The 23,263-nt window shown below is 66.6% G+C and carries 21 protein-coding genes; 13 read left to right on the top strand and 8 right to left on the bottom strand.

Features of this window, described 5'->3' with window-relative positions; all coding sequences use genetic code 11:
* Positions 1 to 87 precede the first annotated feature (87 nt).
* On the bottom strand, positions 88 to 984 hold the full coding sequence (locus V3B46_RS10700; protein ID WP_049399222.1) for a DMT family transporter: 897 nt from the start codon (positions 982 to 984) through the stop codon (positions 88 to 90).
* Positions 985 to 1,200: 216 nt separating this feature from the next.
* Between V3B46_RS10700 and V3B46_RS10695 the strand changes: the two genes are divergently transcribed.
* Positions 1,201 to 1,683: a YajQ family cyclic di-GMP-binding protein gene (locus V3B46_RS10695; protein WP_329891872.1), complete on the top strand. Its 483-nt coding sequence runs from the start codon at positions 1,201 to 1,203 to the stop codon at positions 1,681 to 1,683.
* Positions 1,684 to 1,718: 35 nt separating this feature from the next.
* On the opposite strand, the gene V3B46_RS10690 is transcribed toward V3B46_RS10695, so the two are convergent.
* The 3 genes from V3B46_RS10690 to V3B46_RS10680 form a co-directional block, all read right to left on the bottom strand.
* Positions 1,719 to 2,816 (bottom strand): helix-turn-helix domain-containing protein, encoded by a 1,098-nt coding sequence (locus tag V3B46_RS10690; RefSeq protein WP_329891870.1) that lies wholly within the window; start codon positions 2,814 to 2,816, stop codon positions 1,719 to 1,721.
* A gap of 159 nt (positions 2,817 to 2,975) precedes the next feature.
* The gene (locus V3B46_RS10685) at positions 2,976 to 4,103 is read right to left on the bottom strand and encodes an NAD(P)-dependent alcohol dehydrogenase (RefSeq protein WP_049399218.1); all 1,128 of its coding nucleotides are present in this window, start codon (positions 4,101 to 4,103) and stop codon (positions 2,976 to 2,978) included.
* A gap of 17 nt (positions 4,104 to 4,120) precedes the next feature.
* A complete protein-coding gene (locus V3B46_RS10680; RefSeq protein WP_329891869.1) occupies positions 4,121 to 5,587 on the bottom strand; it encodes a benzaldehyde dehydrogenase in 1,467 nt (488 codons plus the stop codon).
* A 193-nt stretch (positions 5,588 to 5,780) separates the two neighbouring features.
* Here V3B46_RS10680 and V3B46_RS10675 point away from each other — a divergent pair, with 193 nt between their 5' ends.
* Both V3B46_RS10675 and V3B46_RS10670 read left to right on the top strand, forming a co-directional pair.
* Complete coding sequence (locus tag V3B46_RS10675; RefSeq protein WP_032129027.1) at positions 5,781 to 6,347, top strand: DUF1415 domain-containing protein; 567 nt, start codon at positions 5,781 to 5,783, stop codon at positions 6,345 to 6,347.
* Positions 6,344 to 7,147, top strand: a complete 804-nt coding sequence (locus V3B46_RS10670) for an SDR family oxidoreductase (RefSeq protein WP_329891868.1) — start codon at positions 6,344 to 6,346, stop codon at positions 7,145 to 7,147. The genes V3B46_RS10675 and V3B46_RS10670 overlap by 4 nt, the downstream gene beginning before the upstream one ends.
* Positions 7,148 to 7,230: 83 nt before the next feature.
* On the opposite strand, the gene V3B46_RS10665 is transcribed toward V3B46_RS10670, so the two are convergent.
* A complete protein-coding gene (locus tag V3B46_RS10665) occupies positions 7,231 to 9,261 on the bottom strand; it encodes a M3 family metallopeptidase (protein ID WP_329891867.1) in 2,031 nt (676 codons plus the stop codon).
* 170 nt (positions 9,262 to 9,431) lie between these two features.
* On the opposite strand from V3B46_RS10665, the gene V3B46_RS10660 reads away from it, so the two are divergent.
* Positions 9,432 to 9,836, top strand: a complete 405-nt coding sequence (locus tag V3B46_RS10660) for a hypothetical protein (RefSeq protein WP_049460886.1) — start codon at positions 9,432 to 9,434, stop codon at positions 9,834 to 9,836.
* A 69-nt stretch (positions 9,837 to 9,905) separates the two neighbouring features.
* Here V3B46_RS10660 and V3B46_RS10655 read toward each other — a convergent pair whose 3' ends face one another.
* Positions 9,906 to 11,018 (bottom strand): PLP-dependent cysteine synthase family protein, encoded by a 1,113-nt coding sequence (locus V3B46_RS10655; protein ID WP_154264478.1) that lies wholly within the window; start codon positions 11,016 to 11,018, stop codon positions 9,906 to 9,908.
* Positions 11,019 to 11,140: 122 nt separating this feature from the next.
* On the opposite strand from V3B46_RS10655, the gene gloA reads away from it, so the two are divergent.
* On the top strand, positions 11,141 to 11,659 hold the full coding sequence (gloA, locus tag V3B46_RS10650) for a lactoylglutathione lyase (RefSeq protein ID WP_154264479.1): 519 nt from the start codon (positions 11,141 to 11,143) through the stop codon (positions 11,657 to 11,659).
* 92 nt (positions 11,660 to 11,751) lie between these two features.
* Positions 11,752 to 12,180: a VOC family protein gene (locus V3B46_RS10645; RefSeq protein ID WP_032129035.1), complete on the top strand. Its 429-nt coding sequence runs from the start codon at positions 11,752 to 11,754 to the stop codon at positions 12,178 to 12,180.
* A 67-nt stretch (positions 12,181 to 12,247) separates the two neighbouring features.
* Here V3B46_RS10645 and V3B46_RS10640 read toward each other — a convergent pair whose 3' ends face one another.
* Together V3B46_RS10640 and glmS are read right to left on the bottom strand one after the other, a co-directional pair.
* A complete protein-coding gene (locus V3B46_RS10640; RefSeq protein WP_106469182.1) occupies positions 12,248 to 12,679 on the bottom strand; it encodes a CBS domain-containing protein in 432 nt (143 codons plus the stop codon).
* Positions 12,680 to 13,123: 444 nt separating this feature from the next.
* Positions 13,124 to 14,962 (bottom strand): glutamine--fructose-6-phosphate transaminase (isomerizing), encoded by a 1,839-nt coding sequence (gene glmS / locus V3B46_RS10635; RefSeq protein ID WP_154264480.1) that lies wholly within the window; start codon positions 14,960 to 14,962, stop codon positions 13,124 to 13,126.
* Between the two features lie 203 nt (positions 14,963 to 15,165).
* Here glmS and V3B46_RS10630 point away from each other — a divergent pair, with 203 nt between their 5' ends.
* From V3B46_RS10630 to V3B46_RS10600, 7 genes are all read left to right on the top strand, one after another.
* Positions 15,166 to 16,443, top strand: coding sequence for an efflux RND transporter periplasmic adaptor subunit (locus V3B46_RS10630; protein ID WP_154264481.1), 1,278 nt, complete (start codon positions 15,166 to 15,168; stop codon positions 16,441 to 16,443).
* Positions 16,444 to 16,478: 35 nt separating this feature from the next.
* Entirely contained in the window at positions 16,479 to 17,204 is a 726-nt protein-coding gene (locus V3B46_RS10625) for an ABC transporter ATP-binding protein (protein WP_329891866.1), read from the top strand.
* Between the two features lie 10 nt (positions 17,205 to 17,214).
* Positions 17,215 to 18,513 carry an ABC transporter permease gene (locus tag V3B46_RS10620; protein ID WP_154264482.1) on the top strand — a complete coding sequence of 433 codons (1,299 nt, stop codon included), beginning with the start codon at positions 17,215 to 17,217 and terminating at the stop codon, positions 18,511 to 18,513.
* A 20-nt stretch (positions 18,514 to 18,533) separates the two neighbouring features.
* A complete protein-coding gene (locus V3B46_RS10615) occupies positions 18,534 to 19,751 on the top strand; it encodes an ABC transporter permease (protein WP_154264483.1) in 1,218 nt (405 codons plus the stop codon).
* 1 nt (position 19,752) lies between these two features.
* On the top strand, positions 19,753 to 20,148 hold the full coding sequence (locus tag V3B46_RS10610; protein ID WP_154264484.1) for a PDZ domain-containing protein: 396 nt from the start codon (positions 19,753 to 19,755) through the stop codon (positions 20,146 to 20,148).
* A gap of 123 nt (positions 20,149 to 20,271) precedes the next feature.
* Positions 20,272 to 21,618 (top strand): sigma-54-dependent transcriptional regulator, encoded by a 1,347-nt coding sequence (locus V3B46_RS10605; RefSeq protein ID WP_154264485.1) that lies wholly within the window; start codon positions 20,272 to 20,274, stop codon positions 21,616 to 21,618.
* On the top strand, positions 21,615 to 22,967 hold the full coding sequence (locus tag V3B46_RS10600) for a sensor histidine kinase (protein ID WP_049399192.1): 1,353 nt from the start codon (positions 21,615 to 21,617) through the stop codon (positions 22,965 to 22,967). Before V3B46_RS10605 ends, V3B46_RS10600 begins: the two co-directional genes overlap by 4 nt.
* Positions 22,968 to 23,263: the final 296 nt, after the last annotated feature.

Genomic DNA, 23,263 nt, shown 5'->3' with positions numbered 1-23,263 from the left:
CGGGGGGGGTGGGGGGGGCCGGGGCGCCCGCGGCGGGGGGGCGGGGGGCGGGCCCCCCCCCCCCCCCCCCCCCCCCCCCCCCCGACTCTACGGATGATCCAGCGGCTTCGGCGGTTCCTGCCGGTTCACCCGCTCACGGTGCAGCAGGTACAGCCCCGAGGCGACGATGATCGCCGCGCCCACCCAGGTATAGCTGTCCGGCAGCTGGCCCCAGAAGGCCAGGTCCCAGCCGATCACCCACACCAGGCCGCTGTACTCCAACGGCGCGATCATCGACGCCTCGCCCAGCTGGAAGGCCTTGGTCAGGGCGATCTGACCGAGCGCTCCGGCCAGACCCATGCCGGCGATCAGCGGCGCATGCGCAAGCTGCAGTGGCACCCAGCCGGGAAGGGCCAGTAGGCCGGCACCGATGGCCATGATCACCAGGAACCAGACCACCATCGACTGCGAGGTATCGGTGCGGGTCAGCAGGCTGACCGTGATCGCCGCCACGGCATATGCGGTGGCCGCGGCCAGCACCATCAGCCCCGGCACCGAAATGAAGCCGTCCACGCCCGGCCGCAGCACCACCAGCACGCCGACCAGGCCGATGCCGATGGCCACCCAGCGCCGCGGGCCAACCCGCTCACCCAGCAACGGCACCGACAGCGCGGCGATCAGCAGCGGGGCAACGAAATAGATGGTGTAGGCGGTGGACAGCGGCAGGTCACGCAGGGCGAACACGAAGCAGCCGATCATCGCCATGCCCAGCCCACCACGCAGCAGGTGCAGGCCCCAGCGGCGGGGGATCAGCGAGCGCGGGCCGGCGCTGACCAGCACCCAGACCAGCACGAACGGCAACGAGGCCGCACCACGCAGGAAGGTCACTTCCAGGGTCGGATAGCTGGCCGACAGCTGCTTCATGCCCGCATCCATCAGCGAGAAACAGGCGACCGCAGCGACCATCCAGGCCACCGCACGCGAAGGGGAGCGTTGCACGTTCATGGCCCATTATCGCCGACAGCACCGGATTGTAGAGTCGAGCCATGCTCGACTGGCCGTTTTGTAGAGTCGAGCTTGCTCGACTGCTCTTCACAAAGCCACCGAGCATGGCTCGGCGCTACAAGGGAGGGAGCCAGTCGAGCATGGCTCGACTCTACAAAACGGGTATGCAGCCAGCACGATAGAATGATCGCCACTGAATTCTGCGGAGCACCGCCCATGCCTTCCTTCGACGTCGTGTCCGAAGTCGACACCCACGAGCTGACCAACGCCATCGACCAGGCCAACCGCGAACTGGCCACCCGCTTCGACTTCAAGGGCGTGGACGCCAAGTTCGAACGCGATGGCGATGTCATCAACCAGACTGCGCCGAGCGAGTTCCAGCTCAAGCAGATGAACGACATCCTGCGCGCACGCCTGGCCGCGCGCGGCATCGACGTGCTCAGCCTGGAGTTCGGCGACATCGAAACCAACCTGGCCCAGGCCCGGCAGAAGATCACCGTCAAGCAGGGCATCGAGCAGAAGATCGCCAAGAAGATCGCGGCGGCACTGAAGGATGCCAAGCTGAAGGTGGAAAGCCAGATCAACGGCGACAAGCTGCGCGTGCAGGGCAAGAAGCGCGATGACCTGCAGGACGCCATCGCCGTGCTCAAGGCCGGCAAGTTCGAACTGCCGCTGCAGTTCAACAACTTCCGCGACTGATGCCCCCGCCGGGCCATGCCCGGTGGACTACGTGGTCAATCGCGCAGCAGCTTGTACAGCGTGGTGCGCGAGATTCCCAACTGGCGTGCGGCCAGGCTGAGGTTGCCGTCAGCGGCCTGGGCCGCGCGGCGCGCGGCCTCACGCTGCTGGTCACGCAGCAGCGGCGCGCCTGGATCTGCCGGGGTGCTCCGCACAGTAGACCGGTGCGCCGCGCCCCGCGGCCCCTGCAGACGCTGCAGATAGACCGCACTGCCCTCGCCCAGCCGGACCCGATGCGCTGCGCCCGGTTGCAGCAGCCGGCGTCGTTGCGCCGCACTGGCACCGGCAAACAGCGCTTCCAGACCCAGCAGCGGCAACGGCCCGCGCCGTGGCAGGCCCAGCAGGCGCCGTGCAACGCGGTTGGCTGCACGCAGCTGGCCATCCTCCTGCACCGCCAGCAGCCCCTGCAGCGGTGACGCCAGCCAGCGCGGATCATGTTGCACGGCCAGCAGGTGCACGTCGGTAAGGCTGTGGAACATGCGATTTTCGCTGGCCAGCGCAGCCTGCCGGAAATAGCCCTGCAGCAGGGCGGGATCGCGCTCGCCAAGACCGGTGATGTCGATCACTCCGCAGACCCGACCGTCGAGATCGTGCAGTGGCTCGCTCAGGCAGAACACCGGCGCGAACCGCTGCAGGTAGTGTTCGTTGCCGCGCACCAGTGCCGGCACATCGTCGGCCAGGCTGACCGCTGGCGCGGTGGTGCCGATCTCGGTCTCGCCCAGCTGTCGCCCGACCTGGATCGGCCGCAGCAAGGGAGCATCTTCCATCCCGTGGGCCTGCTGCGCGATCACCATGCCATCGCGGTTGGCGCAGAACATCGTCCAGCCACGCCCACCGAAGGCCGCCCAGAGCTGTTCCAGCTCCGGCTGCACGCATCGCGCCAGGCGCCGGTCATCGGGATGGGACAGATGGCGGCCATCGCCCAGCAACGGCCGATAGTCCGGCTCCTGCCCCGGCTGCAGGCCCGCCGCGCGCGAACGCAGCCATGACTGCTGCAGCGGCAGCGGCAACACGCCCAATGAGCGCGCATCGCCGTCGGCGAAAGCGGCACGTGCCGCCACCAGTTGTTGCTGCCCGACTGTCGTGGCCATCATGGACGCAGCGTACACCCGCCAGCGGCAACGCCATGTTACGTCTCGGCAACGGAGCGTTTCCGTTTCAAGACGCGTTCAAACAAAGGGGCAGAGCCGTTATCTCCTGGAAAACGGATCTGCCCCATGCCGGCCAGCGGCCGGCACTACCAACAGGGGAAACTACGCCGCGATGCGCAGCACCGGCTTCAGGGTAATGCCACGGGTACTGTCTTCTGCGGCCTGGTTGATCTGTTCCAGCGGATAGAACTTCACCAGCTTGTCGAACGGGAAGCGTCCCTGCTGGAACAGGGTCACCAGCTGCGGAATGAACACCTGCGGCACGCTGTCGCCCTCGACGATGCCGCGGATGCTGCGACCGCCGAGCAGCAGGTTGTTCACATCGAAGCTGGCCGTCGTGCCCAGTTTCGGCGCGCCCACCACGCCCATCATGCCCAGCCCACCCAGCGCCTCGACGCCAGCGGACAGCACGTCCGGACGACCGGTCGATTCCAGCGCGAAGTCAGCACCCCCACCCGTGATCGCACGCACCGCCTCGACCACATCGGTCTCCCGGCTGTTGACCACGTGGGTGGCCCCCAGCTCCAGAGCAAGCTCCAGGCGCGAAGGCACCACGTCGATGGCAATGATGGTGGTGGCCCCGGCCACCTTGGCCGCCATCACCGCGCTCAGGCCCACCGCACCGGCACCATAGCTTGCAAAGCTGCTGCCCGACCGCACCTGCAGCGAGTTGAGCACCGCACCGGCACCGGTCTGGATGCCGCACCCCAGCGGGCCCAGCAGTTCCAGTGGTGCGTCATCAGGCACCTTGATCGCATTGATCTCACGGGCCAGCGCGTAGGTGGCAAACGAGGACTGGGCGAAGAAATGATCGTGCAGCGGCTGGCCCTGCGCATCGGTGATCGCGGTATGGCCGTGGCCATCATCGCCACCGAAGTTCAGGGCGAAGAAATCCCTGCAGTAAGCACCGTGTCCACCCCGGCAGGGATTGCAGTGACCACAGGCGCCGTAGGTCAGCACCACGTGATCCCCCGCCTTGAGGTCGCGCACGTTCGGGCCAACCGCTTCGACGATTCCCGCTCCCTCATGGCCCAGCACCGCCGGCAGCGGCACCGGATAGTACTGATCGCGCACGATCAGGTCGGTGTGGCACAGGCCGGTGGCCACCACCTTCACCAGCACCTCGTCGTCCTGCGGACCGCGCAGCGTCGCCTGCTCGATGACGAAGGGCTGCTCCTTGCCGCGTACCACGGCGGCGGTGATCTCACGCGTTGCGTTGTTGTCGTTCATCGTGATGGCTCCTTCGATCAGATCGGGTAAGCGGGCGCTTCGCCCTTGACGGTCAACCACTGCCACTGGGTGAACTCCTCGCCGTTGGCCGGGCCACCGATGCTGGTGCCGTTGCCGGACGCGCCGACGCCGCCGAATGGGTTGATCACCTCGTCATTCACGGTCTGGTCGTTGATGTGCAGCAGACCGGTACGCAGGCGCTCGCCGATCTGCAGCGCACGGCCGACGTTGCTGGACACGATCGCCATCGACAGCCCGTACTCGCTGTCATTGGCCAGGCGCACGGCTTCGTCGTCATCGTCGAACGGCACCACCACCGCCACCGGCGCAAAGATCTCCTCGCTGAATGCCGGATTGTCGGCCGCAACGTTGCCGAGCACGGTGGGTGCGAAGAACAGCTCCCGGTGCGTGCCGCCCGCTTCCAGCGTGGCTCCGGCCTGCACCGCCTGCTCGACCACGCGCGCGGCGTGGTCACGCTGGCCAGCATTGATCAGCGGGCCGATGGCCACCTCTTCGCGTGCTGGATCTCCCACCTTCAGCGAATTGGCCTTGGCCACCAGCTTCTGCAGGAATGCATCATGGATCTTCCGATGCACCAGCACGCGGCCGGTCGCCATGCAGATCTGTCCCTGATGCAGGTAGACGCCCCATGCAGTGTTGGCCACCGCCAGGTCGAGGTCGGCATCATCCAGGATGATCAGCGAATTCTTGCCCCCCAGCTCCAGCGACACCTTTTTCAGGTGCTTGCCCGCCGCTTCGCCGACCTTGCGCCCGGCGGCGGTGGAACCAGTGAACTGGATCATCGCCACGTGCGGATCGCTGGTCAGCGCGGCACCGGCCGCGCCATCACCGGGCAGCATGTGCAGCACACCCGCCGGCAGGCCGGCCTGCTCGAACAGGCGCGCGATCACCGCGCCACCACACACTGCCGTACGCGGATCCGGCTTGAGGACCACGGCGTTGCCCAGCGCGATCGCCGGGGCCACCGCGCGCATCGCCAGGTAGAGCGGGAAGTTGAACGGCGAGATGACCCCGACCACACCCAGCGGGCGGCGCCGCGCCAGGTTCAGCTTGCCCGGCTCGGAGGGCAGGATCTCACCCGTGCTGCGCGACGGCAGTGCGGCGGCCTCGTGCAGCGCCTTGATCGTCACCTTGGCCTCGAAGCCGGCCTTCAGGCGGGTCGAGCCGCTTTCGCGCACCAGCCACTCGACCAGGGTGTCGATGTTTTCTTCGGCCAGACGCGCGGCCTTGCGCAGCACGTCGGCACGCTGTTCGTAGGGCGCCGCCGCCCACGCCTGCTGCGCCTGTGCCGCGGCGGCCGCCGAACGCGCGACCTGCGCCGGGTCGGCCAGGCCGATCTCGCCCAGCTGCTGGCCGGTGGCCGGTTCAATCAATGGGTGCCGTTGCGGGGCAGCCTGCCAGTGGCCATCAAAGAAGGCGCCGGCCCAGAGGGCGTCCGGCAGCCACGGGGAAGATGCAGTCATGGGTGTCCTCCTGTGTCGTGCATCCATTCCACGCCCGTCGCCCCGGGCTGGCAATCAGCCATCCATCGGTAGCGCGCAACGGTTTGAATCTTCGGGGATTTCCAGCTTCGCCACTGTCCAGTTCCTGCACAGTGGACAGCGCAGCACCGGCACACTGCCTACAATGGCGGCCCCGCCAGCCGACGTGCCCGCCATGACCGATTCCCACCTGCCCACCGATGACCCGATCGCCGCCACCCGCCTGTGGCTGGAGCGCATCGTCATCGGCCTGAACCTGTGCCCTTTCGCCAAGGCGGTGTACGTGAAGGACCAGGTCCGCATCGTGCTCAGTGATGCGACCACGCCAGAAGCGCTGGTTGAACAGCTGGCCGAGGAACTGGTGCTGCTGCGCGATACGCCGGCCGAGCAGATCGACACGACGTTGATCGTGCATCCGCAGGTGCTGACCGATTTCCTCGACTACAACGATTTCCTCGACAACGCCGATGCGGCGATCGAGGCGCTGGACCTGCAGGGCATCCTGCAGGTGGCCAGCTTCCATCCGGACTACCAGTTCGATGGCGTGGCCGCGGACGACGCCAGCAACTACACCAACCGCGCGCCCTTCCCCACCCTGCACCTGCTGCGCGAAGACAGCGTGGCGCGCGCGGTGGATGTCTATCCGGACCCGGACGTGATCGTCGAGCGCAACATCCAGACCCTGGACCGCATCGGTGTGGACGGCTGGCATCGCCGCCTGCGCGGCGAAGACCTGACGTGAGCACGGTGCCGCCGATCGCCGCATGGCCGGCCGCGCCGCTATCGGGCAAGGTTGTGCTGGTCACCGGCGGTGCCAACGGCATCGGCCGCGGTATTGCCCAGGCCGTACTTGGTGCCGGTGGACGCCTGCTGATCGGCGACCTGGACGTGGAGGCCGGAGAAGCGTGTCTGGCGGAATGGCAGCGCGGCGAGGATGCCGCGTTCCAGCGCCTGGACATCACCGACGAAGCCAGCGTGCGCGACTTCATCGCCGTGGCCCTGCAGCGTTTCGGCCGTATCGACGGACTGGTGAACAACGCGGGCATCGCCGGTCCACACGGCACACAGTTGCAGGATATGGACTGGGACGAGTGGCAGCGCCGGCTGTCGTCACTGCACGGTGCCTTCCTGTGCAGCAAGCACGCGTTGCCAGCACTGACCGCCAGTGCCGCCGGTTCGATCATCAACATCGCCTCCACCCGCGCCTGGCAATCCGAAGCACACAGCGAAGCCTATGCGGCAGCCAAGGGTGGGCTGGTGGCCTTCACCCATGCACTTGCGATCAGCGCCGGCCCGGCGGTACGTGTGAACAGCATCAGCCCCGGCTGGATCGGCACCACTGCGTGGCAGGCACCCTCACGGCGCCACGCGCCGGAATACTCAGCCATCGACCATGCGCAACACCCGGTCGGCCGGGTCGGCCACCCCGAAGACATCGGTGCACTGGCGGTGTACCTGCTGTCGTCGCTGTCCGGTTTCAGCACCGGCCAGGACTTCATCGTGGACGGCGGCATGACCCGGAAGATGATCTACGCCGAATAGAGCACCGCTCTTCGGTGGGTGCGGACCTTGGTCCGCGCCATTGCCCAGAAGTGCCAACCAAGGTTGGCACCCACCACAGCGGTTTACGCCATGCCCGAGTGGCGCAGCAGCGCGTCGATCTGCGGTGCGCGGCCACGGAAGGCCTTGAAGTTCTCCGCAGCCGGGCGGCTGCCACCACGCGACAGGATCTCATCACGGAAGCGCGCGCCGGTTTCAGCCAGTGCGTGCGGTGCTTCCTCGAACGCAGCGTAGGCATCCGCACTGAGAACTTCAGCCCACTTGTAGCTGTAGTAACCGGCCGCGTAACCACCTGCGAAGATATGGCTGAACTGGTGCGGGAAGCGGTTCCAGACCGGCGGATGGTTCACGGCCACTTCCGCGCGCACGCGGTCCAGCAGTGCCAGCACGCTGTCCTGCGCCGGTTCGAACTGGCTGTGCAGCAGCATGTCGAACAGGCCGAACTCCAGCTGGCGCACGGTGGCCATGCCGCTGTGGAAATTGCGCGCGGCCAGCATGCGCTCGTACAGCGCGCGCGGCAGCGGCTCACCCGTTTCCACATGCGCGGTCATGCCCTGCAGGTGCTCCCATTCCCAGCAGAAGTTCTCCATGAACTGGCTGGGCAGCTCCACCGCGTCCCATTCCACGCCGTTGATGCCGGCCACGCCCAGTTCGCCGATGCGGGTCAGCAGCTGATGCAGGCCGTGGCCCATTTCATGGAAGAGGGTGGTCACTTCATTGTGGCTGAAGGTGGCCGGCTTGCCATTGGCACCACGGCCGAAGTTGCACACCAAGTAGACCAGCGGCGTCTGCACGCTGCCGTCGGCACGCTCGCGGCGGTTACGGCAATCATCCATCCACGCGCCACCGCGCTTGCCTTCGCGCGCGTACAGATCCAGGTAGAACTGGCCGACCAGCACGCCCTGCGCATCGACCAGGCGGAAGAAGCGCACGTCCTCGTGCCAGACCGGCGCGCTGTCCTCCTGCACGCGCAGGCCGTAAAGCTGCTCGATCACCGAAAACAGGCCGCCGAGCACCTTCGGTTCGGTGAAGTACTGCTTCACTTCCTGTTCGGAATAGCTGTAACGCGCCTGCTTCAGACGGTCGGCGGCGAACGCCAGGTCCCAGGCCTGCAGGCTGTCGATACCGAGCTGTTCGCGTGCAAACTGCTCCAGCTCGGCGCGGTCCTTGGCCGCGAACGGCTTGGCGCGCGAGGCCAGGTCACGCAGGAAACCGAGCACCTCGGCCGGGTCCTGCGCCATCTTGGTCGCCACCGAATAATCACCATACGAACCGAAGCCGAGCAGTGCGGCGAGCTCCGCGCGCAGGGCGAGGATGCGGTCGATGTTGCCGCTGTTGTCCAGCGTGTCATCGCCGAATTCGGACGCACGCTGTGCGCTGGCGCGGTACAGGATCTCGCGCAGGTCGCGGTCTTCGGCCCAGGTCTGCACCGGCAGGTAGCATGGCATCTGCAGGGTCAGTTTCCAGCCAGACTTGCCGTCCTTCTGTGCTGCGGCATGCGCGGCGGCCTTCACGTCTTCCGGCAGGCCCTTCAATCGCGCTTCGTCCTCGATGATCAGCGACCAGGCATCGGTAGCGTCAAGCACGTTCTGCGAGAACTTCGCCGACAGCGCCGACAGTTCCTCCTTGATCACCGCGAAGCGCTGCTGCGCCTCCGGCGCCAGCTCGGCACCGCCCAGGCGGAAATCGCGCAGCGTGTTGTCCAGCACCTTGCGCTGGGCCTCGTCGAAGCCCGCGGCCTCCGCGCTGGCGGCCAGTGCCTGGTACTGGCGGTACAGCGCCAGGTTCTGGCCCAGCGCGCTGGCGAAGCGGGTCACCCGCGGCAGGTTGCTGTTGTAGGCCTCACGCAGTTCCGGGGTGTTGACCACGCCCTGCAGGTGGCCGACCAGGCCCCAGGCGCGCCACAGGCGCTCGGTGGCGTCGTCCAGCGGGGCGACGAAGCTCTCCCAGCGCACCGGCTGCACCTGCTCGGCGGCGCTGACGGCCGCTTCGGCCTCGGCCAGCAGCACATCCAGCGCCGGCGCCACGTGCTCGGGGCGGATCGCCTCGAAGCGCGGCAGGCCGGAAAAATCGAGCAGGGGGTTGGCAGCGGTCACGGCAGATCTCCAGGGTACGGGCCCGGCAGGCGGGCAGCCTGGTACATATGGCGCTGGCGGGCGTGGCTGACAAGGGGGTGACGCCTGGCATTCACGTCGGCCTTACGGTCCCGCGCTGAAGCTCTGGCTGCGGGGGAGTCCGCAGCGGTACGCACCGAACGAGGCCCTACATGGAAGGTCTGGCTGCAGTTGCATCCGCCTCACCGGCCCGGTCACTGGCATTGTCCGCCAGCCCGGCCGAACTGACCTGGATCGCCGCATTGTGCGATGCCGGCGACGACGCCCCGCGTCACCTGCATCAACTGCAGGCAGTGCTGCAGCAGGGCGGCACGTTCAACGATGCCCAGGAGTGGTACCCGTTCGAGGTGATCGAACGTGGCGCCAGCCAGCTGCGGCTGGGCCATGAGCGCGAGTTCGTGATCTGCGTGCTGCTGTGGCTGCAGGCGTTGGCCCAGGGGCGCGCCAGCATCCTGGACCCGAGCCTGCATCTGGATGATCGCGCGATGGACATCGAGGCCTTGCCCGATGCGCTGCGAGATGCGGTATTGGATGCGTTCACCGCGGCGGGGTATTGAATCTGTAGCGTCGAGCCATGCTCGACGGCTCTTTCCCGGAGTCGAGCATGGCTCGACTCTACAAGGCCGCTACAGCGCTTCCAGGCTGCACCACGGCAGTTCAGGCAACCCCTGCCCGGCCACCGCCGCGGCCAGCTGTGCATCGGCGCCGTCGACATCGATGCCCTGGCGCACGTACCACGCCGGGTCGTAATAGCTCTGCGCATAACGCTCGCCGCTGTCGCACAGGATGCTGACAATGCTGCCCTGGTGGCCCGCGTCTCGCATCCACTGCGCCGCCTGCAGCACACCGATGAAGTTGGTGCCGGTGGAGCCACCCACGCGTCGACCGAGCTGGCGGCTGACATGGCGCATCGCGGCCAGGCTCAGCGCGTCGGGCACCTTCACCATCGCATCGACGCTGGTCGGGATGAAACTCGGCTCCACCCGCGGCCGGCCGATGCCTTCCACGCGCGAGCCACCGCTGCAGGTCAGGCCGCGCCAGTCCTGCTCACCGGCCACGGCAGCCTGATAGCCATCGAAGAACACCGACACTTCCGGGTCCGCGCAAAGGATGCGGGTGTCGTGCCGGCGGTAGCTGACATAGCGGCCCAGCGTCGCTGCGGTACCGCCGGTACCGGGGCTGCACACGATCCATTCCGGAACCGGGCTGGGCTCCTCGGCCATCTGCTTGAAGATGGATTCGGCGATGTTGTTGTTGGCGCGCCAGTCGGTCGCCCGCTCGGCATAGGTGAACTGGTCCATGAAGTGGCCACCGGTTTCGCGGGCCAGCTTCTCCGATTCACCGTTGAGTTCGCAGGCGCGCTCGACCAGGTGGCAGCGGCCCCCGTGGAACTCGATGGCCGCAACCTTCTCCGGCGAGGTCGTGGCCGGAATCACCGCGATGAACGGTACCCCCAGCAGGCGCGCGAAATAGGCTTCGGAGACGGCAGTCGAGCCACTGGAGGCCTCGATCACCGGCCGCCCTTCGCGCAGCCAGCCGTTGGTCAACGCATACAGGAACAGCGAGCGCGCCAGCCGGTGTTTCAGGCTGCCGGTGGGATGGCTCGATTCATCCTTCAGGTACACATCGATGCCCGCGAACCCGGGCAGCGCCAGCGGGATCAGATGGGTATCGGCAGAACGGTTGAAATCGGCTTCGATCTTGCGGATGGCGGCAGCCACCCATTCACGCTGCGACATGGCGGGCAATGCTCAGAACGGAACGGTGCGATCCGTCCATTGTACGTCGCGGTGCCGTCAGGTGACGGCCGGTAGAATGGCCCGATCCGGCCAGCAACGGCCCTGTCTGAAGGACCTCCCCCATGACCATTCCCGCCCTGCGCGATGTCCCCGGCGTCGCCGCCCAGGCCCCGGCCGAAACCACCGGCTTCGTGTTCAACCACACCATGCTGCGGGTGAAGGACATCACCGCCTCGCTGGACTTCTACACCCGCGTGCTCGGCTACCAGCTGATCGACAAGCGCGACTTCGCCGAAGCCCAGTTCAGCCTGTACTTCCTGGCCTACGTGCCGTCCGGCGTGGCGGTTCCGGAAGACGACAGCCAGCGCCGCGTGTGGATGGCCGGTCTGCCCGGCGTGCTGGAACTGACCCATAACCACGGCACCGAAACCCAGGACGGCGCGGTCTACCACGATGGCAACAGCGACCCGCGCGGCTTCGGCCACATCTGCGTGTCCGTGCCGGACATCGAAGCCGCCTGCCAGCGCTTCGAGGATCTGGGCGTGACCTTCCAGAAGCGCCTGACCGACGGCCGCATGAAGAATCTGGCCTTCATCAAGGACCCGGACGGCTACTGGGTCGAGATCATCGCCAACGTCTGACCCAAAAAGGGGACGGAGGGGATTAAGTCGTTTCTGGCATTATTGGCTGGAAGTGACTTAATCCCCTCCGTCCCCTTTTTTGCGAGGTTCGTATGGAAACGATGGAACTGCACCGTGGCCGCCTGATCGACCACATCCAGCTGGTGGTGCGCGACCTGGCCGCCAGCCGGCGCTTCTACCAGGCGGTGTTCGACACGATCGGCATCCCGATCGCCGGCGAAGGCGAGGATTACTTCTGGGCCGATGAGCTGTTCATTTCCAGTGCCAGCAGCGAGGCCGCCGCCGGCCAGCTGACCGGCCGCCACCACCTGGCGTTCCAGGCCCGTGACAGCGCCACCGTCGATGCCTTCCACACTGCGGCCATCGCCGCCGGAGGCAAGGACAACGGCGCACCCGGCGAGCGCCCCTACCATCCCGGTTACTACGGCGCCTTCGTGCTCGATCCGGATGGCAACAACATCGAAGTGGTCTACCACGGCCCGGCGAACTACAGCGCCGATTCGGTGAAGGTCACTTTCTGATATCACCGAAGCCGTGAACGAAGAAGCCGGGCAATGCCCGGCTTCTCTGCGTCCAAGGGTCCAGCCCTCAGTGGGCGGCCATGTAGATGTCCTGCAACACGGCCTTTTCCAGTTCCAGCTCGCCCAGCAGGTTCTTCACGATGTCGCCCAGGCTGAGGATGCCGACCAGGCGGGTGCCTTCGGTAACCATCAGATGACGGCGCCGCGAGTACGTCATCAACGACATCGCCTGCTTCAGGGTCGCTTCCGGCGCAATGCCTTCCAGGCCGGTGGACGGCACGCTGGAGATCACCCGGCGGCCGGCCTGCGGGCCGTCGTCGGCCAGGGTACGCACGATGTCCTTCTCGGAAATGATGCCGACCGGAGCATCGTCCTTCATCACCACCAGCGCAGCGATCTTGTTCGCGCTCATCTTGTGGGCGGCGGCACCGATGGTGTCTTCGGCGTCGATGGTGATGACAGCTTCTTTCTTGGATTGCAGGAGTTCGCGGACGTTCATTCTTGTTTCCTGGTGCAGGTCACTGAAGTCAAAAAGTGTGCTCTTCCGATACGCCCCCTCCCCGGGAACAGACCTTTCAGCGCACGTCTGGCGCACCCGGCTGCCGGTGGAAATGGATCGGCAGGCGACGTGCTGCAACGCGAACGAGGTGGGCTCAACCGCTCAACCCGGACCTCGGACAAATCGATTCTACGACTGCGACCATCGGTCACTACCGGCATCGATAGGACAGTTCGTCGTGGGAACCAACTGACGATCCAGAGAATGGCACCGCGGCTGAAACCGCCGCTGAATACTGGCCATGTCGCGCATTAAAGATTGATTGCCGGCTGCCGACAGCGGACAGAACACCCGGCGGCTGTCCCACTTGGCATTGCCAGCGACGCAAACGAAAGGGGCCACGTGGGCCCCTTTCGCATGCAGCTTCCAGCGGTTCCGGCGCAGTTACTCCACCGTCACGCTCTTGGCCAGGTTGCGCGGCTTGTCCACGTCGGTGCCGCGCGCCAGTGCGGTGTGGTAGGCCAGCAGCTGCACCGGGATGGTGTGCACGATCGGGCTGAGCACGCCGGCATGGCGCGGCGTGCGGATCACGTGCACGCCTTCGGACTCGTTGAAATTGCTGTCCTGGTCGGCAAACACGAACAGTTCGCCGCCACGCGCACGCACTTCCTGCATGTTCGACTTCACCTTCTCCAGCAGGCTGTCGTTGGGCGCGATCACCACCACCGGCATGTCCTCGTCCACCAGCGCCAGCGGGCCATGCTTCAGCTCGCCGGCCGGATAGGCCTCGGCGTGGATGTAGGAGATTTCCTTGAGCTTGAGCGCGCCTTCCAACGCGATCGGGTAATGCAGGCCACGCCCCAGGAACAGCGCGCTGCTCTTGCGGGCGAAACGCTCGGCCCAGGCAGCGATCTGCGGCTCCATGTTCAGCGCGTGCTGCACGCTGCCCGGCAGGAAGCGCAGCTGCTCCAGGTAGTCCGCTTCCTGCGCCGCGTCGATGCGGCCATGCAGCTTGCCCAGCACCACGGTCAACTGGAACAGTGCGGCCAGCTGGGTGGTGAAGGCCTTGGTCGACGCCACGCCGATCTCGGCGCCGGCGCGGGTGTAGCAGACAAGCTCGCTGGCGCGCGGAATCGCGCTTTCCGGCACGTTGCAGATCGACAGCGTGTGCTTGTGGCCCAGCGACTTGGCGTACTTCAGCGCCTCCATCGTATCCAGCGTTTCGCCGGACTGGGAGATGGTGACGATCAGGTGCTTCGGGTTCGCATAGGCGGCGCGGTAGCGGTACTCGCTGGCAATCTCCACGCTGCACGGCAGGCCGGCGATGGCTTCGATCCAGTAGCGCGCGGTCAGGCCGGAGTAATAGCTGGTGCCGCAGGCGATGATCTGCACGCCTTCGATGCCTGACAGCACGGCCTCGGCATTCTTGCCGAACAGCTCGGCCGGGAAACCAGCGGCGTCGATTGCCGCCTCGATGGTGTCGCCCAGCGCGCGCGGCTGTTCGTGGATTTCCTTCTGCATGAAGTGGCGGTAAGGGCCCAGCTCCAGCGATGCCAGCGACACGTCGGACAGGTGCACGTCACGCTCGATCGGCTGGTCATGCTCATCGAAGATGCGCACGCCGTCGCGGCGGATTTCGGCGGTGTCGCCCTCTTCCAGGAAGATCACCTTGCGGGTGGCCGAGATCACCGCCGAGACGTCGGAGGCGACGAAGTTCTCCCCCTCGCCCAGCCCGATCAGCAGCGGGCAGCCCATGCGCGCGCACACGAAGCGTTCCGGCTCGGCGCGGCTGACCACGGCCAGCGCGTAGGCGCCGGTCAGCTCCTTCACCGTGTGCTGCAGCGCCACCAGCAGGTCGTCGCCGTCCTTCAGGTGGTGATGGATCAGGTGTGCGATGACTTCGGTATCGGTCTGCGACTCGAAGGTGTAGCCCAGGGCACGCAGCTTCTCGCGCTGCTCCTCGTGATTTTCGATGATGCCGTTGTGCACCAGCGCCACGCCGTGGCTGATGTGCGGATGCGCGTTGGCCTCGGTGACACCACCGTGGGTGGCCCAGCGGGTGTGGCCGATGCCCAGCACTGCATTGAAGCCCTCGGCCTCGGCCGCCGTGGCCATTTCCGACACACGGCCGGTACGACGCACGCGGCGCACATCCGGCCGTTCGGTATGGTCGATCACCGCGATGCCCGAGGAATCGTAACCACGGTACTCAAGGCGCTTCAGGCCTTCGATCAGCAGCGGCACTACGTCGCGATCAGCGATCGCACCCACGATTCCACACATGTCACGCGTTTCCTTGAAGACGATCGCCGCATTCTAGCCTGCGGGCCCGCGCTCCCCCTCCTGTCCGCTTAATGAAAGTGTCCGGAAAGGTGTCCGCGGACACCCGGACACTTCAGAGCGCCTCCCAACCCATTGAACCACAAGGAAATAAAGTTGGCACGCTGCGTGCTTGGTACCCACTACCACCGTCAGGCACGCACCCGATGATCCGCGACACCTCCGCACAGGACCAGATCGTTTCCTCCGCCCCGGCCGGCACCACCCGCGCAAACTGGCAACGTTACCGCTGGCCGGCACTGGGCGCCATCGCGCTGCTCGCCGGCATCGGCTGGGCCGTGCATGCCTGGTCCAACGCCAGCCGCTCCTACGACAGCAGCCGCGTGCGCATCGCCGAAGTGAAGCGCGGCGACCTGGTCCGCGACATCGCCGCCGACGGTCGGGTGATCGCCGCCAACAGCCCGATCCTGTACGCCATCTCGGCCGGTACCGTGGACCTGAAGGTGGTTGCCGGTGACGTGGTCAAGAAGGGCCAGGAACTGGCGGTCATCGACAGCCCGGAACTGCGCAGCAAGCTGGCCCAGGAACAGGCCACCCTGGCCGGCCTGGAAGCCGAGGCCAGCCGCGCCGCGCTGGACGCCACCCTGGCCCGCGCCAAGTCGCGCAAGGAAACCGACCAGGCCACCATCGAGCGGCAGGCCGCCGACCGCGACCTGCAGCGCTACCAGCGCGGTTACGACGGCGGTGCAGTACCGCAGATCGATCTGGCCAAGGCCAAGGACTCGCTGAAGAAGGCCGACATCACCCTGGCCAACGCCACCACCGATGCACGCCTGCAGAGCCAGGGCGCTGACCTGGACGCCCGCAACAAGCGCCTGCTGGCCGACCGCCAGAAGGCGGTGGTGGCCGAGGTGCAGCGCCAGGTGGACGCGCTGACCCTGCGCGCGCCGTTTGACGGCCAGGTCGGCCAGGTGCAGGCCGTCCAGTCCACCAACCTGGCCGCCAATGCGCCAGTGCTGGGCGTGGTCGACCTGTCCAAGTTCGAGGTCGAGATCAAGGTACCGGAGAGCTTCGCCCGCGACCTGGCGATCGGCATGCCGGCGCAGCTGACCGGCGGCAACGGCAAGCCGTTCCCGGGCGAGATCAGTGCGGTGTCGCCGGAAGTGGTCAACGGCGAGGTCAACGCCCGCGTGCGCTTTGCCAGCGCGCAGCCGGAAGGCCTGCGCCAGAGCCAGCGGATGTCGGTGCGCGTGCTGCTCGATACCCGCAAGGACGTGCTGAAGGTCGAGCGCGGCCCGTTCGTCGAACAGGGCAACGGCATCGCCTACGTAATGGATGGCCGCACTGCGGTGCGGCGTCCGGTGGAACTGGGCGTCAGCAGCCTGGGCGAAGTGGAAATCAAGTCGGGTGTGCAGCCGGGCGACCGCATCGTGGTCTCTGGCAGCGACCTGTTCAAGGACGCCGAACGCGTCTCCGTCAACTGATACCTGATACCTGAATCCTGGAGAGAGGACACCCCATGTACATGCTCGAAATGCGTTCGGTCGCCAAGGTCTTCCGCACCGAACAGGTGGAAACCCACGCACTGCGCTCGCTGGAACTGCAGGTCAAGGAAGGTGAGTTCGTCGCCGTCACCGGCCCGTCAGGCTCCGGCAAGACCACCTTCCTCAACATCGCCGGCCTGCTGGAAACCTTCACCAGCGGTACCTACATGCTGGACGGCCAGGACGTGAGCACGCTGGGCGACGACGCCCGCAGCCGCCTGCGCAACCAGAAGATCGGCTTCATCTTCCAGGGCTTCAACCTGATCCCCGACCTGAACCTGTTCGACAACGTCGACGTGCCGCTGCGCTACCGGAAGATGAGCGCCAACGAGCGCCGCGAACGCATCGAGAAGGCGCTGACCCAGGTCGGCTTGGGCTCGCGCATGAAGCACTACCCGAATGAACTGTCGGGTGGCCAGCAGCAGCGCGCGGCCATCGCGCGTGCGCTTGCCGGCAGCCCGCGCCTGCTGCTGGCCGACGAACCGACCGGCAACCTGGACACGCAGATGGCGCGCGGCGTGATGGAGCTGCTGGAGGAGATCAACGCTGCCGGCACCACCATCGTGATGGTCACCCACGACCCGGAACTGGCTGCGCGCGCGCAGCGCAATGTGCACATCGTCGATGGCCAGGTCACCGACCTGGTGCGCGAGCCGGTGCTGGCGACCCCGCTGCGCCACGTCGTCGCCGTCAACGAGTGAGGGCCCGACCATGTTCGCCTACTACGCCCGATTGGCGGTGCGCAGCTTCCGCCGCAACAAGATACTGACCGCGCTGATGGTGATCGCCATCGCGCTGGGCATCGGCGCCTCGATGACCACGTTGACCGTGTTCCACGTGCTGTCCGGTGATCCGATTCCCGGCAAGAGTGACCGTCTGTTCTATGTGCAGCTTGATGCCGCGACCGGCGCCTATGTCGCTGGCGAGGAACCGGAAACCCAGCTGACCCGCTTCGACGGTGAAGCCCTGCTGCGCGAAGCCAAGGGCGAGCGCCAGGCGCTGATGAGCGGCGGCGGCGGCACCATCGAACCGGACAACAGCACCCTCAAGCCCTTCAGCATCGACACCCGCTGGACCTCGGCCGACTTCTTCCCGATGTTCGAGGTGCCCATGCAGTACGGCCGCCCCTGGACGCGCGAGGACGATGAAGGCCGTGCACGCGTGGTGGTCATCTCCAAGGCGCTCAATGACAAGCTGTACCAGGGCGCCAACAGCGTGGGCCGCGACCTGCGCATGGAAGGGCAGAGCTACCGCATTGTCGGCGTGATGAAGGAATGGAGCCCGGAGCCGCACTTCTACGACCTGACCACGGGCAGCTACGGCAAGAACGAGGACCTGCTGCTGCCGATCGCCACCTCCTTCGACCTGAAGCTGGGCAACAACGGCAACATGAACTGCTTCGGCGAGAATCCCGACGGCAACAGCTACTCGCTCAACGCACCGTGCGCGTGGCTGCAGTACTGGGTGGAAATGGACCCGGCCAAGGCCGCCGACTACCGCCGCTACCTGGAGAACTATTCGACCCAGCAGCGCGAGGCCGGCCGCTTCAAGCATCCGCCGAACGTGCGCCTGCGCACCGTGATGGAATGGCTGGACTTCAATGGCGCGGTCCCCAGCGATGTGCGCCTGCAGCTGTGGCTGGCGCTGGGCTTCCTGGGTGTCTGCCTGGTCAACACGGTGGGCCTGCTGCTGGCCAAGTTCCTGCGCCGCAGTGGTGAGATCGGCGTGCGCCGCGCCCTCGGTGCCAGCCGCGGCCAGATCTTCCTGCAGTGCCTGGTGGAAGCCGGTGCGGTCGGCGTGGTCGGTGGCGTGCTGGGTATCGGCCTGGCCCTGCTTGGCCTGTTCGCGGTGCGCCAGCAACCGGTGGAATACGCAAAGCTGGCCCACCTGGACGGCAACATGCTGCTGCTCGCGCTGGGCCTGACCCTGCTCGCCAGCCTTGCCGCCGGGTTCCTGCCCGCCTGGCGCGCCATGCAGGTCACCCCGGCCATCCAGCTCAAGTCGCAGTAAGCACCCGAACGAGGACTCCCATGGACATCCGCCCCATCCTCAGCACGCTGCGCCGGCACAAGACCGCCGCTGCCCTGATCGTGCTGGAAGTCGCACTGACCTGCGCCATCGTCTGCAACGCGCTGTTCCTGGTCAGCCAGCGCGTGGAGAAGATCAGCATGCCCAGCGGCATCGCCGAGAGCGAACTGGTCATGCTGCGCGTCAGCGGCATCGGCAAGCAGACCGACGCCATGGCCCGCACCCGCGAGGACCTGGCATCGCTGCGCGCGATTCCCGGCGTCAGCAACGTCACCATCATCAACCAGGTACCCTTCCGCAACGGCTCCTCCAGCAGCAGCATTTCTCGCGTGATCGACCAGGAACGGCCGACCACCAACGCCTCGATGTACACCCTGTCCGAGAACGGGCTGGCCACGATGGGCATCAACCTGATCGCAGGCCGCGATTTCCTGCCCGACGAGTACCAGAACTTCGAAGACGCCAGCAAGGGCGGCGCCAAGGAGAACGCGATCCCGGTCATCCTCACCCAGGCCACCGCCGCCAAGATGGAACCCAATGGCAGTGCGCTGGGCAAGACCTACTACATGGGCAAGCAGCCGCTGCATGTGGTCGGCATCGTCGACACGCTCAGCACGCCCAACGGCTGGAATGACAACTGGACCAACTCGATGCTGCTACCCATGCGACGCACCTTCGACGAAGGTGGCACGTATGTGCTGCGCACTTCGCCGGAACGCCGCAAGGAAGTACTCGATGCCGGTGCCGCCGCGCTGGAACGCAACGACCCCAACCGGCTGATGCGCGACAAGCTGACCTATGAAGACCAGCGCAGGGACTTCTTCAAGAATGACCGCGCGATGGTCGGCCTGCTGATCACCGTCAGCATCTCGCTGCTGGTGGTCACCGCGCTGGGCATCATCGGCCTGGCCAGCTTCTGGGTGCAGCAGCGCAGCAAGCAGATCGGCATCCGCCGTGCGCTGGGCGCGACCCGTGGGCAGATCCTGCGCTACTTCCAGACCGAGAACTTCCTGCTGGCCACGCTGGGCATCGTGCTGGGCATGCTGGCGGCCTACGCCATCAACCTGGCGCTGATGAACCTGTACGAGCTGCCGCGCATGCCGCTGTACTACCTGCCGCTGGGTGCACTGCTGCTGTGGGTGCTGGGCCAGATTGCGGTGTTCGGGCCGGCGCGGCGTGCGGCGGCGGTGCCGCCTGCGGTCGCCACACGGGGCGCGTGAGATGCGCGCCTGCGCGATCTGCATGAGCCTGTTGTTGCTGCCACTGCCGGCGCTGGCCGGTGCCGGCAGCGCACAGACGCTGGAATGGCGCCAGGATGCCGCGCGGTTGTCGCTGCGCTCGACGGAGGGCCAGGTGCGCGTGGAGGCGGCCAGCCCGGAAGTGCGCTTCGGCGTGCGCAGTGGCGATCGCATCCTGCGCGTGGACGACACGGCGGTGCGCCGGGTCGAACACCTTGCCGTGGCCCTGCGTCATTCCAACGCAGCCACCGCCTATCTGTTGCTGCGCCGCGACAAGCGCGAACTGACGGTGGCGGTCGACGCCGCAGCCTGGCGCCAGGCACTGGAGGTGCCGCCGCCACCTGCGCCGCCACGGCCTCCGGCGCCTCCCCGGCGCTGAGCGAGGGCCGCTCCTGCACAGCCACGGGTTTGGCTATGCTTGATGGGTGGCGCCGGGCTCTCCCGGTGCGTGGACACGAACGGCTCCAACGGCGCCGCCCATCCCTTTCTGCAGAACCGCTTGATGCCTGCGATCCTGATCATCGACGACAACGCCAGCGTGGGTACCGCGCTGGACGTGCTGTTCTCCCTGCACGACATCGACACCCTGCAGGCGCAGAGCCCGTCCGAAGGACTGGCCCTGCTGGAGTCGCAGCCGGTCGACCTGGTGATCCAGGACATGAACTTCAGCGAGGACACCACCTCCGGCGAAGAAGGCGAGGCCCTGTTCGCGCAGATCCGCGCGCGCCATCCCGATCTGCCGGTGATCCTGCTGACGGCCTGGACCCACCTCAGCAGTGCGGTGGATCTGGTCAAGGCCGGTGCAGCCGACTACCTGGCCAAGCCCTGGGACGACCGCAAGCTGATGACCACGGTCAACAACCTGCTGGAACTGTCCGAGGCGCGCCGCGAACTGGACCGGCGCCGCAGCCGTGAACTGCGCCAGCGCAGTGCGCTGGAAGAGAAGTACAACCTGTGCGGCGCGGTCTTCGCCGACCCCGCCAGCGAGCGCGTCATCGCCCTCGCCTGCCAGGTCGCACGCTCGGAACTGCCGGTACTGATCACCGGCGCGAACGGTGCCGGCAAGGAGAAGATCGCGCAGATCATCCAGGCCAATTCACTGGTGGCCAAGGGTCCATTCGTGGCGGTCAACTGTGGCGCGCTGCCCTCGGAACTGATCGAGGCCGAACTGTTCGGTGCCGAGGCCGGTGCGTATACCGGCGCCAACAAGGCACGCGAAGGCAAGTTCGAGGCCGCCGATGGTGGCACCCTGTTCCTGGATGAGATCGGCAACCTGTCGCTGGGCGGGCAGATGAAGCTGCTGCGTGTGCTGGAAACCGGCCGCTTCGAGCGCCTGGGCTCCAACCGCGAACGCCAGGTCAAGGTCCGCGTGGTCAGCGCGACCAATGCCGACCTGCCGGCGATGATCCGAGACGGCACCTTCCGCGAAGACCTCTATTACCGCCTCAACACGGTGGAACTGGTGCTGCCGCCGCTGGCCGAGCGCCCGGGCGACATCGTGCCGCTGGCCGAGCGCTTCCTGACCGCTGGCAAGCCCCTGTCCAGCGCCGCCACCGCCGCCCTGCAGCGGCACCCGTGGCCAGGCAACGTGCGCGAACTGCGCAACGTGATCCAGCGCGCCGAACTGCTGGCCACCGGCAACCGCATTGAAGTGGCCGATCTCAACCTGCCGCGTGCAGCCGCCGCACCGCGCCCGGCCCCCAGTGCCGGCAATGACCCCGACCGCGCGCGCATCGAAGAGGTACTGGCGCGCAACCATGGCGTCATCGCCCAGGCCGCCGCCGAACTCGGCCTGAGCCGCCAGGCGCTGTACCGGCGCATGGACCGCCACGGTATCCCGCGCGAATGAAACGGCGCTCGTTCACTTTCCGCCTGTTCCTGCGCCTGCTGCCGGTACTGGCGCTGGCCGCCGCGTTGCCGTGGCTGCTGGCCTACTGGATGGACCATGGTTGGGTGGTGACCACGGTGTCGGCGTTGATCCTGCTGTCGCTGATGTGGTGGACCCTGCGTCGCGCTACCGCCCCGGTGCGGTCATTGATGCGGGCCCTGGCGGGCACCACCAGCAGCTATCGCGACGGCGAATACAACTTCGGCGTGCACTGGCCCGGCAATGACGAGCTCGGCGACCTGGTGCAGGCACACCGCGAACTGGGCGATGTGCTGCGTGCACAGCGGCAGGGCCTGGTGCAACGCGAGCTTCTGCTGGACACGATGGTGCAGAACACGCCGGTGGCGATGCTGCTGATCGCCTCGGGCGGTGATGGCATCGCCCGCGTGGTGTTCTCCAATCTGGCTGCGCGCAAGCTGCTGCATGGCGGCTGGAAGCTGGAAGGCCAGCGCCTGGAGGACGTGCTGGAACAAGTGCCGGTGGAGCTGCGCGATGCCATCGCCCGTGGCGGTGACAGCCTGTTCGCCGTGCATGCCGAGGGCGAGGATGGCGATGAGGACGACGAGCAGGTGTACCACCTCTCGCGCCGCGCCTTCCAGCTCAATGGTCGTCCGCACGACCTGCTGCTGGTGCGCCTGCTGACCGCCGAGCTGCGCCGCCAGGAAGTACAGACCTGGAAGAAAGTGATCCGCGTGATCAGCCACGAACTGAACAACTCGCTGGCACCGATTGCCTCGCTGGCCCACTCCGGCGGTGTACTGGTGCAGCGTGAGCGCTTTGACCGGCTGCCGGAGATCTTCACCACCATCGAGGATCGCGCACGCCACCTGGAAGGCTTCATCCGCGGCTATGCGCGCTTTGCCAAGCTGCCGCAACCGCAGTTGCAGACCGTGCACTGGGCCCCCTTCCTGTCCAGCCTGCGCCAACAGATCCCGTTCGGCATGGAACGTGAGCCGGACGAGGAACTGAGCAGCCGCATCGACATCGCCCAGTTCGGGCAGGCACTGCTGAACCTGTTGAAGAACGCGCACGAAGCCTGCGCCGAAGCAGAGCCGCCCAACGATGACGTACAAGTGCAACTCACGCGGCTGCCGCAGTGGCTGCGCCTGGACGTACTGGATCGCGGCAAGGGCATGAACGAGCAGGTGCTGCAGAATGCGCTGATGCCGTTCTATTCGACCAAGCGCAATGGCACCGGGCTGGGCTTGGCCTTGACCCGCGAGATCGTGGAAGCGCACGGTGGGCGGGTGTCGCTGCAGAACCGCGGTGATGGCGGGTTGTGCGTGTCGATCCTGCTGCCGGTGGGTTGAGCGGGCCAACGGGGTTGCCGGTAGTCTCCAACCCTGGTCGGACAGTCAGTAGATCCACGCCATGCGTGGATATGCCGACCAAGGTCGGCAGCTACCAAGGCCGGCGCATCGCCATCGTGCGCTCAAGGGAAACGGGAGCATCAAGAGCAACGGCAACCACGCCTGGTTTGAATCGGCTGGGTGCGTCGGCGCCGCCCCCTGATTCACCGGGAAGCGCAGGGCACCGATGTGCAGCATCGGCTCGCGACCTGCGGAGCGTTTCTTTTGGTTACTTTTCTTTGCGCACAAAGAAAAGT

The organism is Stenotrophomonas sp. SMYL11 (assembly GCF_036320005.1).
In the GTDB taxonomy this organism is placed as follows: Bacteria; Pseudomonadota; Gammaproteobacteria; order Xanthomonadales; family Xanthomonadaceae; genus Stenotrophomonas; species Stenotrophomonas maltophilia_A.
Note: the sequence above shows the minus strand (reverse complement) of the source record. Positions and strands in the feature narration are given on the sequence as shown.

Excerpts from the sequence above, each read along its gene's own strand:
- V3B46_RS10675 (WP_032129027.1), top strand. The coding sequence starts at position 5,781 with ATGACCGATTCCCACCTGCCCACCGATGACCCGATCGCCGCCACCCGC.
- V3B46_RS10695 (WP_329891872.1), top strand. The coding sequence starts at position 1,201 with ATGCCTTCCTTCGACGTCGTGTCCGAAGTCGACACCCACGAGCTGACC.
- V3B46_RS10685 (WP_049399218.1), bottom strand. The coding sequence starts at position 4,103 with ATGAACGACAACAACGCAACGCGTGAGATCACCGCCGCCGTGGTACGC.
- V3B46_RS10610 (WP_154264484.1), top strand. The coding sequence starts at position 19,753 with ATGCGCGCCTGCGCGATCTGCATGAGCCTGTTGTTGCTGCCACTGCCG.
- V3B46_RS10640 (WP_106469182.1), bottom strand. The coding sequence starts at position 12,679 with ATGAACGTCCGCGAACTCCTGCAATCCAAGAAAGAAGCTGTCATCACC.
- V3B46_RS10620 (WP_154264482.1), top strand. The coding sequence starts at position 17,215 with ATGTTCGCCTACTACGCCCGATTGGCGGTGCGCAGCTTCCGCCGCAAC.
- V3B46_RS10605 (WP_154264485.1), top strand. The coding sequence starts at position 20,272 with ATGCCTGCGATCCTGATCATCGACGACAACGCCAGCGTGGGTACCGCG.
- V3B46_RS10660 (WP_049460886.1), top strand. The coding sequence starts at position 9,432 with ATGGAAGGTCTGGCTGCAGTTGCATCCGCCTCACCGGCCCGGTCACTG.
- V3B46_RS10630 (WP_154264481.1), top strand. The coding sequence starts at position 15,166 with ATGATCCGCGACACCTCCGCACAGGACCAGATCGTTTCCTCCGCCCCG.
- V3B46_RS10615 (WP_154264483.1), top strand. The coding sequence starts at position 18,534 with ATGGACATCCGCCCCATCCTCAGCACGCTGCGCCGGCACAAGACCGCC.
- V3B46_RS10625 (WP_329891866.1), top strand. The coding sequence starts at position 16,479 with ATGTACATGCTCGAAATGCGTTCGGTCGCCAAGGTCTTCCGCACCGAA.
- V3B46_RS10645 (WP_032129035.1), top strand. The coding sequence starts at position 11,752 with ATGGAAACGATGGAACTGCACCGTGGCCGCCTGATCGACCACATCCAG.
- V3B46_RS10680 (WP_329891869.1), bottom strand. The coding sequence starts at position 5,587 with ATGACTGCATCTTCCCCGTGGCTGCCGGACGCCCTCTGGGCCGGCGCC.
- glmS (WP_154264480.1), bottom strand. The coding sequence starts at position 14,962 with ATGTGTGGAATCGTGGGTGCGATCGCTGATCGCGACGTAGTGCCGCTG.
- V3B46_RS10690 (WP_329891870.1), bottom strand. The coding sequence starts at position 2,816 with ATGATGGCCACGACAGTCGGGCAGCAACAACTGGTGGCGGCACGTGCC.
- gloA (WP_154264479.1), top strand. The coding sequence starts at position 11,141 with ATGACCATTCCCGCCCTGCGCGATGTCCCCGGCGTCGCCGCCCAGGCC.
- V3B46_RS10600 (WP_049399192.1), top strand. The coding sequence starts at position 21,615 with ATGAAACGGCGCTCGTTCACTTTCCGCCTGTTCCTGCGCCTGCTGCCG.
- V3B46_RS10700 (WP_049399222.1), bottom strand. The coding sequence starts at position 984 with ATGAACGTGCAACGCTCCCCTTCGCGTGCGGTGGCCTGGATGGTCGCT.
- V3B46_RS10655 (WP_154264478.1), bottom strand. The coding sequence starts at position 11,018 with ATGTCGCAGCGTGAATGGGTGGCTGCCGCCATCCGCAAGATCGAAGCC.